This window comes from Desulfosarcina sp. (assembly GCF_041551955.1).
GTDB lineage: Bacteria > Desulfobacterota > Desulfobacteria > Desulfobacterales > Desulfosarcinaceae > Desulfosarcina.
Window position 1 is genome coordinate 1 of record NZ_JBFELV010000172.1, and the last position, 9,572, is coordinate 9,572.

Annotated in this window: 9 protein-coding genes; 3 read left to right on the plus strand and 6 right to left on the minus strand. The window is 52.5% G+C overall.

Going from position 1 to position 9,572, the window contains the following annotated elements; all coding sequences use genetic code 11:
- Both ABYV26_RS13855 and ABYV26_RS13860 read right to left on the minus strand, forming a co-directional pair.
- Positions 1-2,261: HD family phosphohydrolase (locus tag ABYV26_RS13855; protein WP_372681944.1), on the minus strand; the 2,261-nt coding region annotated here is incomplete at its 3' end.
- Positions 2,262-2,332: 71 nt separating this feature from the next.
- Positions 2,333-3,316 carry a PhoH family protein gene (locus ABYV26_RS13860; RefSeq protein WP_372681946.1) on the minus strand — a complete coding sequence of 328 codons (984 nt, stop codon included), beginning with the start codon at positions 3,314-3,316 and terminating at the stop codon, positions 2,333-2,335.
- Between the two features lie 473 nt (positions 3,317-3,789).
- Between ABYV26_RS13860 and ABYV26_RS13865 the strand changes: the two genes are divergently transcribed.
- Both ABYV26_RS13865 and mazG read left to right on the plus strand, forming a co-directional pair.
- Complete coding sequence (locus ABYV26_RS13865; RefSeq protein ID WP_372681947.1) at positions 3,790-4,329, plus strand: CvpA family protein; 540 nt, start codon at positions 3,790-3,792, stop codon at positions 4,327-4,329.
- Complete coding sequence (gene mazG / locus ABYV26_RS13870) at positions 4,299-5,114, plus strand: nucleoside triphosphate pyrophosphohydrolase (RefSeq protein ID WP_372681948.1); 816 nt, start codon at positions 4,299-4,301, stop codon at positions 5,112-5,114. The genes ABYV26_RS13865 and mazG overlap by 31 nt, the downstream gene beginning before the upstream one ends.
- 101 nt (positions 5,115-5,215) lie before the next feature.
- On the opposite strand, the gene ABYV26_RS13875 is transcribed toward mazG, so the two are convergent.
- The 4 genes from ABYV26_RS13875 to ABYV26_RS13890 form a co-directional block, all read right to left on the minus strand.
- Positions 5,216-5,587: a hypothetical protein gene (locus ABYV26_RS13875; protein WP_372681949.1), complete on the minus strand. Its 372-nt coding sequence runs from the start codon at positions 5,585-5,587 to the stop codon at positions 5,216-5,218.
- A 4-nt stretch (positions 5,588-5,591) separates the two neighbouring features.
- Entirely contained in the window at positions 5,592-6,005 is a 414-nt protein-coding gene (locus ABYV26_RS13880) for a DVU0524 family FlgM-associated protein (protein ID WP_372681950.1), read from the minus strand.
- 364 nt (positions 6,006-6,369) lie between these two features.
- The gene (locus tag ABYV26_RS13885; RefSeq protein WP_372681951.1) at positions 6,370-7,653 is read right to left on the minus strand and encodes a class II fructose-bisphosphate aldolase; all 1,284 of its coding nucleotides are present in this window, start codon (positions 7,651-7,653) and stop codon (positions 6,370-6,372) included.
- Entirely contained in the window at positions 7,650-8,294 is a 645-nt protein-coding gene (locus tag ABYV26_RS13890) for a DUF4124 domain-containing protein (protein WP_372681952.1), read from the minus strand. The genes ABYV26_RS13885 and ABYV26_RS13890 overlap by 4 nt, the downstream gene beginning before the upstream one ends.
- A gap of 175 nt (positions 8,295-8,469) precedes the next feature.
- Here ABYV26_RS13890 and ABYV26_RS13895 point away from each other — a divergent pair, with 175 nt between their 5' ends.
- Positions 8,470-9,009, plus strand: a complete 540-nt coding sequence (locus ABYV26_RS13895) for a tol-pal system YbgF family protein (protein ID WP_372681953.1) — start codon at positions 8,470-8,472, stop codon at positions 9,007-9,009.
- The last annotated feature ends 563 nt before the right edge of the window (positions 9,010-9,572 follow it).

Consider the following 9,572-nt stretch of genomic DNA (forward strand, 5'->3'; position numbering starts at 1 on the left):
AAGCTTCTGGCAATGCGGTGAAGGTCCTTTAAGGTCAGTTCACAATAATCCAGTTGGCCGTCGGAGAAAATTTTGTTGATCAGGTTCTGTACCAGTCCCTGGATTCGTGACGGGGTTGGGTTTTCCAAGGTGCGTGAGGCCGCTTCGACCACATCCGCCAGCATGACCAGTCCCGCCTCCCGGGTCTGGGGCCGCGGCCCCGGGTACCTGAAATCATCGATGTTGACCGCATCCGCTCCTTTGACGGCCTTCGCCTTTTCATAAAAATAACTGATCAAGCTGGTGCCGTGGTGCTGCTGGGTGGTGTCGATAATCACCTGCCCCAGTTTGTGCTCTCGGGCGATCTCCACGCCGTTTTTGACGTGGGCGATCAGGATCAGGGCGGACATGGACGGGGCCAGTTTGTCGTGCTTGTTCCTGCCGTCCGATTGATTTTCGATAAAATAGAGAGGCTGTTTCAATTTTCCGATGTCGTGATAGTAGCCGCACACTTTGGCTAAGATAGGATTGGCACCAATTTCCCCGGCCGCCGCCTCCACCAGAGACCCGACCACCATGGAGTGGTGATAGGTGCCCGGCGCTTCCAGCATCAGCCGGCGCAGGATGGGCCGGTCCAGGTTGGCCAGTTCCAGCAGGGTGATGTCGGTGGTGTAGTGAAACACCATCTCCACCACCGGCGCCATTCCTGCAGTGAGGATTCCGGCACCGATTCCTCCCAAAAAGGCCACGGTCAGGTCAAACGGCAGCGTGCTCCATGCGGCGGTGCCCAGGTAGACATCGAGGACGACGGCCAGAAAGGCATTGAGCAATCCCAGCTTCGCTCCGGTCTTGATGATGATTTTTCTCTCGCGGCAATCTTGAAGCCACCAGACTGCCATGGTGCAGCTCAAAATGAAATAGATGAACGTCTCCAGGCCGCCCTGAAGCAGCATGGATGTGCAAAGCGCCAGTGCCAGGGCAAAAATCAGCGCGGTTTCCCGCCCCATGAACAGGCAGACGATCATGGCCCCGGCGGCCAGCGGGATGCCGAAGCCTACCGGAGATGATGGACGGGACAGGGGTAGGCCGAGAAACCAGGCATCGGGCAGGGTGGTGGAAATTTTGACCACGATGATAAACGAGACCATGATGCACGACAGAAACAGCAGGTCCTTGTTGCCGGTGTTGGCGAATTCCATGCGACGTTTGAGCCGGACCTGATACTGGATGATCAATATGGCGGCCAGCAGCGCCACCGCGCCGGTACCGGCGAGAGGCACTTGATGGGCGTCGGCCTGGCTTTCCATCGCATCGAGTTTGCGAAGCTGGAGCGGGGTGACCCGCTCGCCCTCACGGAGCAGCATCTCTCCTTTTTTAATCATATACAGGACTGGCTTGATCTGCTTTGCCGCCACCTCTTTACGTGCTTCGGTTTCGAGGCTGTTCAAGGTGATGTTGGGTTGAATCAGCTGCTGAGAAAAATCAACCATGAGGTTCAGCAGGGCATAATCCATCCCTTTGAGCAGCGGGTCGCCGACAACCCGGACCATGGTCCGGGCCTGGTCCGGGCCGTAAAACTGTTTAAGGTTCAATACTTGGGTTTCGGTCAAGGTCTCCACGTTGCGCAGGGTGATGCCTTTGTCTGATTCCTTGAGCAGGATCTCCTTGTTAGCGACCACGCCGGCGGAGAGCACCTGGGTGATAATGGTGCTCAACAGTTTGGGAATGTCATTTGCGAATCGATGTTCGATGAGAATGGAAAATGCCCCGTTACTGATTTCGAACCCCATCGCTTTTTCCAACAGGCTTTTCTTGGCCAGCATCCGCTCCGCAAGTGACACCTGCGGAAGGTCCGGTACATTGGCGGGCTCGACCAAGGCCTTCTCCAAAGGCGACGGGGGGGCGGGAAGGCGCTTGGCGCGGATTTCCAGATCTTTGGTTTCCGATTCGTATATGGACCGCAGTTGATCGAAGGCATCGTTCAGGCGGGTAACCGTGCCTCTGAGGATCTTCGGATTGAGGTCATAGACGGGGCGCACACTCTCCACCGCCTGGCGGCGGTGGGCGTCGGTGACGGAAATGTCTTCAATGAAAAAATCCGCTGAGGCCTTGACGTCGGTTTTCACGACATCACCGCTGTCATAGTGGTGTTTTTTGATGACTAGTCCAGGGTAAAGGCCGGTTGTAAAAACAACCAGGATGAGCACCAGCAATGCCCAACGGACATGAGGGTTCAGGCTGAAAAAAAGGTGGATGGATTTTTTTTTCCGGTCACGAATCATTTTTTTGGTCGCTTGGTGAAGCCGATCAACCCATTTGCCGATGACACCGTGGACAGAATTGTTCGGACCCTTTATTTCTTGATGCGACTGGCTTCCAGCAATTCATAGGCGTTGATGATATCCTGGACCAGCCGGTGGCGAACGACATCTTGCTTGGTAAAGTGGATGAACTGTATGCCGGTTATGGGGGTTAGAATCGCCTTGGCTTCAACAAGCCCTGAAGACTTGCCCGCCGGCAGGTCGATTTGGGTGATATCTCCGGTGACCACTGCCTTGGAGTTAAAGCCGATCCGCGTCAAAAACATTTTCATCTGTTCTGTTGTGGTGTTTTGGGCTTCATCGAGGATGATGAACGCCTCGTTGAGGGTTCTTCCCCGCATGAAGGCCAATGGCGCAACTTCGATCACCCCGTTTTGCATCAGTGCGGCCACTTTTTCAAATCGCATCATGTCATGGAGGGCGTCATAGAGCGGCCGGAGGTAGGGGTCTACCTTGTCGGTCAGGTCTCCCGGCAGAAAACCCAAAGATTCACCGGCCTCCACCGCAGGCCGGGTCAGGATGATTCGACTGACCGTTCCTTTGGAGAGCGCAGATACGGCCATAGCCATGGCCAGGTAGGTTTTTCCCGTACCGGCAGGTCCGATGCCAAGAACGATATCATAGTTGCGGATCGCTTCGATGTAGGCCTTCTGGCTCTGGTTTCTGGGGGTGATGGCCCGTTTTTTCGAGGTGATGTAAACGGTATCCAGAAAGATCTTCTTCAGGTCAGCGGTGTGGTTCTCCCTCAATATGCGCAAGGCATAGTCAATATCATTGGGATAGACCGGGTATTTTTCCTTGATCAGGCCGTAGAGTTGCTCCAGTACCCGCCGCGAAAGATCCACGGCCACCGCTTCGCCTTTGAGATGCACGGTGTTGCCCCGGGCATGAACATGAATGGCCAATAGATCCGCGAGGCGCTTGAGGTGGCCGTCTTGCTCACCAAATAGCTGCCGGGCCAGTTCAATATCGGAAAAGGTCAGTCGGGTCTGTTTGCTCTGCGTGCATTCATCCATAAGTTGGGCAAGTGTCTTGTCATCGTTTAAACGCGTCGCCGGCAATCAGTATGAATCGACCCCGTTCATTTGTCAAACCACCGGCAGGCCGCTCAGGTAATTACCGATTCCGCCTCTGGAATATCCGACTTTTCAGGGGAATGCAAACGCCAAATTTACCTTTGCGACCCCGGTGAAAATGCTTGACTGGGAAATAGCGCTCTGTTAATCTTACCCACCAAAAAATTAGAAACAGTCTGATTTTATTGATTTTTTTATTTTTTTTAAAGGAATGCTCGCGAAGCGTTGCGCGTCCTTTCACCACACAGGCAAATACCAGTTTCGGGTAACGGTGTCGCTTCATTGAACCGTCCCCACGGCTTGCCGCGGGGACGGTCCACCGCCGAGGATAAGATCTATTTTTTTTCGCCCGCTAACCCCCCCCTCCGTAAACGACGGGTGATGCGCTCGCTATCGCGGTTCAAGGGACCACCATGAATCCTTTTGATATTCTTGTCGTCACCACCCTGACCTATGGCTTGATCCGCGGCATTTTTCGCGGCCTGGTCAGAGAACTCTCCTCGATCGTCGGTGTGTTGGGCGGATTTTATGCTGCGTATACCTATTATCCCCATGTGGCCAGGTTGATTTCTCCTTGGATTTCCGATGTCGCTTATCTGAATATCCTAAGCTATATGATCGTTTTCTCCCTTGTGGTGATTGTCGTTGGCATCCTTGCCGTGGTCATCAAGTATCTGCTCAATATCGCCTACCTGGGATGGGTGGACCGGGTCTGCGGTGCCCTGTTTGGGTTGCTAAAAGGCGGACTGGTGGTCTGTGTGGTGTTTATCGTCCTGACCGCCTTTTTGCCCAAAGGTGCGCCGGTCGTCAAAAATGCAACCCTATCCCCACACATATCATTGGTTTCTGAAGTGATGGCCAAGGTGATTTCAAGGGAAATGAAAGAAAATTTCATAATCAAATTGAGGGAATTTAAAAAATCTTGGCAGACCCGCGAAAACCAGGCCAATTAAGGCCCATCGAGCGCTTGGGTGCGCTGATTGAAACCCTGAGAGGCGAAAATGGCTGCCCGTGGGATAAAAAGCAAACGCCTTGCACCATGGCCCGCTACCTGGTCGAAGAGGTCTATGAACTGGTAGATGCCATCACCTCTGGAGATCCGCGCGCCGTCTGCGAAGAGGCCGGCGATGTCCTATTTCAGCTTCTTTTTGTCATCAACCTGTTCAGTGAGTCGGGGAAATTTACCCTCGCGGACGTGGTTGAAAAAAATGTAGAAAAGATGATTCGCAGACACCCCCATGTGTTTGGCGATGTCGCCGCTAATACGCCTGCGAAGGTCAGTGAAAACTGGGATAAAATCAAGCTTCAAGAAAAGGGTGGGGCGGAGCCGCTTTCGGTCCTCAGTTCCATCCCCCAGAGCCTGCCTGCGCTGCTCAGGGCCTCGATGGTTTCGGAACGGGCAGCCAAGACGGGTTTTGACTGGGATGATATTTCCGGCGTGATGGCCAAAACCATGGAAGAGTGGGAGGAGTTCTCAACGGAGATCCATAGCCCTGAAAGTGAATCCGGTGGCGACAAGGCGGCCGTGGAATTCGGGGACATCCTGTTTACCATGGTCAATGTCGCCCGGTTTGCCCGCATTCATGCGGAAACCGCATTGATCCGGTCAATTCAAAAATTTGAAAAACGCTTTACCTATATGGAAGAAAAATCCATTGCAACGGGGCGGGATTTCGCCAGCCTTAGCAAGCAGGAGATGCACATCCTCTGGGATGAGGCCAAAGAAAAAGTGGGGTGATCCTTCCGCGGATATTTCTTTTTTTTGGAAAGCACCCGTTTCTGCCAGTGACCAAAGCCGGCTGATTAGCCGGCTTCGTATCTTAAAATCAGATCTGTCTTTTACACGTGCTCGTCTATCGGCTTTTGTTCCGGTGGTGTTCTAAAAATCACGTTACCGTTTTTATCGTATTTTTCAAAGAAAACACCCCCATCATCCGCCTTGTAGCCACCGGATTTCTTTCCCGCCTCGGATTCAGACGCAGCACTTTCTTGAGCGCCCTCGACGGGGCGTTCTTCTATGGCTTTTTCGACCTTTTTAAAGGCGACATCCTTGTTTTCCACAGCCAGGTTGTTGTCCACGCGTGTCGTCGTTCTGACGGCTGATTCGCCAATTGTATTTAACATGGCAATACCCCCTTTGTTTTCTACAAATGTGTTTGCCGTTCCTGGTGGTTTTTTTCCTTTCTGAATTCCAGTGCCGGCCGGTTCCAATTAATCATTCAGCTTTTCGGTTAATGGCCGTTTTGGCCAGTTCATCGAGCCGGTTCATCAATCCCTGCGAGTTGTCAACGGGGATGGATCGGGTCTCCTTTTGATTGTCTTTGACGATCGTGTTGAATACAAACGTATTATCTTTTTGATCGATGTTCAGATCCTTGGGTGTAACCCGAACCTGATTGATCAGCTCTTGGCCAAAGTTTGATCCGAGGTCGACATTGGTAATCTTTTTGAATACGCCAGCCGCCACTTTTTCCATTATCGACTGGTTTTTGGCCTCTTTTGAAATCGTAATTGCATCCGATTTGGCATCCGGGTTGCCCACCTGCTGGGGGTGGTTCGCTTTGCCCAGGCTTAATTGCCTTCGATAGACATTCAGGACGTTATGGATCTGATAGCTTTGAATGTACATATGTGTTCCTCCGATACCGTTATCGGCAGGTCATGAAAGATCCTTTAGGAAAAAAGAGGAAAAAGTTAATTCGGGATCGACCCCGGCTAAGGTATAAGATTTGAAATTAGGAGGTAACTATATGATAACAATTACGAATGAAGGATGGGTGGCCTTCGACTGCGACAGTGGGCATAATATTTTTCCCATGGCTACACGATATTATGATGGTTGACGGGTGAGGCCGTAACGAACAAACCACTGCCGTGTGAAACCCACGGGGCAGTGGTTTGCCAGTTTAACGCGGGGCGTGATTCCAAGGCTCAAAACGCGTGAACGGCGATAACGCGTACATTCATCGCCGCTCGCCTCGCGGAACCTTCAATCAGTCGTCGAAGTCTCCCTCGGGACTTTCGTTGCTTTCAATCAAAGCGGCACGCTGGGCTATTTTTTCCGGCGTCCATTCCTCTGGGTCTTCAATTTGTTTGGCTTTGGGACCCGGATCGAAACCATTGGTTGCCAGGATGGTTTCGATGGCCAGATCGGCGGTGTCCTGAGCATTGAATACATTGACGAGCATGTTGTAAACGAACGACTCCACCCGCTGCTCCATTCTGTCCCGGATTTCCCGGGGCAGCCCCTGCAGCTTGTTTTCAAAAGGCAGGTTCAGCTTTTTATAGTTTCCGCCCTTCCACCCCTTATTGGCGGCATAGGCCACCATCTTTGCCCACATGGCCTCAGTGACCCCCTGATCGGCAATTTTGATAAAATCGCCGTTGCCATCCAAGGCGGCATTGCCGTCATCATTGACATCGAGTCCCCACGAAATCATTTGCAGCGCGGTGGCGACGTTGGCTTTGGTGGTGTTGGTGCGGTTAGCGATCTCCCGAAGGCGCTGTGAACTGTTGCCGGAGGTGCCATGCTGTGCGCCAGAGACATGGTAAGTTGCCAGTGCAGCGTGGATCTTCTCGGTGAGGTCTACCTGGATGCCCTGGCCGCTGGCCTCGATGCCGTGGACGGTCCCGTTGTTCAAGGCGATCCAGTTGGGGAATATGCCGTGTGCGTTGAGCCCCTGAATCAGGAAAAGGGCTTCAGCCTCAGTTGACAGGCCCAATTTCCCTTTGATTTCACCGATCTCAGTCTCCAATCCGGACCAGTCGGGAATAAACGGCTTCAGCTCCAGATTGGTGGTCAGGTTTTGGTCATCCGGGAGGTGGGAGGCGTCAATGGCAATGGAGGTGATGCCGGCTTCGAACATCGAGGGGATTTCGATCTTGGCTTCCGGTATATCTTCCTTGCTTTTTATGCCGTAATGATCTGCATGCAGGGCTACAGGTACCGTAATGCCCAGTTCGTTGCACATTGCATCCACAATCCGGGCCATATTCCAATAATTGACCGCACAATAGGCATCGGCTCCTCCTTCGGAACGGGCAATTTCGATGATCAATGCAGAATTTGCCCGCTGGGCGGCTTTCAGCGCACCCCGGATGACAAATATATTTCTGCCGTTGGCAGCCATGCAGATGGCATTTTTCTTTTTGATCATCGCCAGGTCGATGAACTTACCGCTGACCAGCAGCGCCTTCGAATGGGGAAATCGTTTCTGGATATTTGGGGGCCTGCCCACTGAAACCGCTTTGTTGAAGTCACTGGATGATGATGTCATGGTTTTTCTCCTTGAAGGGGTCGTTTTGACATGATCGTTTGGTTATAAGCGTTTATTTTTTCTTTGAATGCGTTGGATCTTGCTTCGTACTGTTCTGTTTTTTGGTTAAATGCAGTGATCCTGTAGTTCAGTTCTGCCCGATCCTTGAAGTTAAGCGCCTCAGGGGTTATTTTTTCAATCTTTTCCCTCTCTTCCAGCAACTGCTGATACAGGAGATCTAAATCCGCTTTTTCCTTTTCCAGCGCTTCCCGGCTCAGTTCAGTGGTTTCGTTTGCTGAACCACTATCCGGACCTGCTTCCCTGGCTTCAAGGGGTGGGGCCGGTTTCGCCGTTTTTGCTTTCCCGGCCGCTGCCTCGGCCGGTTTTGCTTTTTCGGTCTCAATCCGCTGGGCCGCGGCCCGCTGCTCTTTGGGCACCTGGCTCAGGTCGTCTGTCCATCGTTTTTGTCCATTTTCATCGATGTATTTGTAGATTTCAGCGCACACCGATGCCGCGAACAATAGCGCCGTGATCAGAATGAAAGCCGAGATTGGTTTTTTCATGGGGAAAGCCTTTGTTGTGAGATGAAGGTCAAACCGATTTACGGCGAATGGTAACCATTTGAATGCCCAACTATAATGCCCTTGCCGGGCGGATGTCAAGCACCCACGATGACATCAAAAACAATCCATGGACAAGCTGATGCACGATGAACTATTGTTTGACAATGAAATCGGCTTGTGTAGATTGAGCGAGGCCACGTTGCCGCCTCAAGAACATATGAAACCGCTATGCAAAGATCCCTTGATCGAGGAATCTATCAGAAAGATAGCTAAAATGGCATCAATTTATCGAACGGTGATTCTCTTTCTCATGGTCGTCTATTCGGGTTGTGCGCCGAAACCATTGCCGGTGTCCATCCCGACGCCGGTTCCCGCCATGCCGGGCAATCAAGCCTACCAAGACGCCGAGCAGGCCTTTGAGAATGGGCTGTACGCCGAGGCGTTGGATGGGTATAACCTGTTTTTACGCGAAGCCTATGAGGACCCTTTCGTCGATGACGCCCTGTTCAAGATAGGGCGGTTATACCGCCTTGCCGGACGCGATGACGACGCCATCGCTGTTTTCTTTAGGCTGAACCGGGAATTTCCAGAAAGCGACCTGGTTCCCGGGGCCATGCTCGAAACCTTGAATATCCTGTTCGACGGCGGCAATTTTGAATCCGTTGTCAAATATGGACTGGCCTACATCGAGCCCACTGATCCCGAGCTGATACGGATGCCGTTTTTCTTTATGGTTGCCGATGCATATGAGGCAATGGGTGTGCATTTGGAGGCCGCTCGATACTATTACCGTGCCTGGAATACCTGCTTTTAGTTCAAAGGGTGCGCTGTCCAGTTCGAGCAGGATTTTTCCATCCCCGGCCAGGATTACACGACCCCCGCGAGGTGAGCGCACCACTCGCTTGGCCCAGCCGATCGGACCAGCTAACACATCACCTTGCGCCACCTGCATCCCGGCTTTACATTGAATATATCGGTCAGCCTTATTGCCCTGTAAACCCAGGCCACGGGCAATATCCAGCAAAAGGTGTTCCGGATTGAGATTGGTCTCGGCTACCACATCGGTTGCGCTGACATTTTGGCCTTTGCGAACCAGGACCCTTCCGGGTATCGGCAACATGCGCTCCCGGCGGATCATCGTTATAGGCAGGAAATGAGTCACCTCAGCTAACATAATTCGAGTCTACTCGATGCAAGAAGAGTGCCATCTATCGCTAACATCCTAAAATCCAACGCCACTTTGCCATGATTTCACGCCGGCGCACTGGGTCATCCGGCAAGAAGATTGGGCGCCCACGAGCATCGATGATGATGCCCATCCAGCCGCCGCGCACCCGCAAACGCCCGCCACGTCCTGGTCCACCCATGCCGATATCG

What these genes read in the sequence shown, in the direction of transcription:
- ABYV26_RS13860 (WP_372681946.1), bottom strand. Translation starts at nt 3,316, where the DNA reads ATGGATGAATGCACGCAGAGCAAACAGACCCGACTGACCTTTTCCGAT.
- ABYV26_RS13865 (WP_372681947.1), top strand. Translation starts at nt 3,790, where the DNA reads ATGAATCCTTTTGATATTCTTGTCGTCACCACCCTGACCTATGGCTTG.
- ABYV26_RS13880 (WP_372681950.1), bottom strand. Translation starts at nt 6,005, where the DNA reads ATGTACATTCAAAGCTATCAGATCCATAACGTCCTGAATGTCTATCGA.
- ABYV26_RS13885 (WP_372681951.1), bottom strand. Translation starts at nt 7,653, where the DNA reads ATGACATCATCATCCAGTGACTTCAACAAAGCGGTTTCAGTGGGCAGG.
- ABYV26_RS13895 (WP_372681953.1), top strand. Translation starts at nt 8,470, where the DNA reads ATGGCATCAATTTATCGAACGGTGATTCTCTTTCTCATGGTCGTCTAT.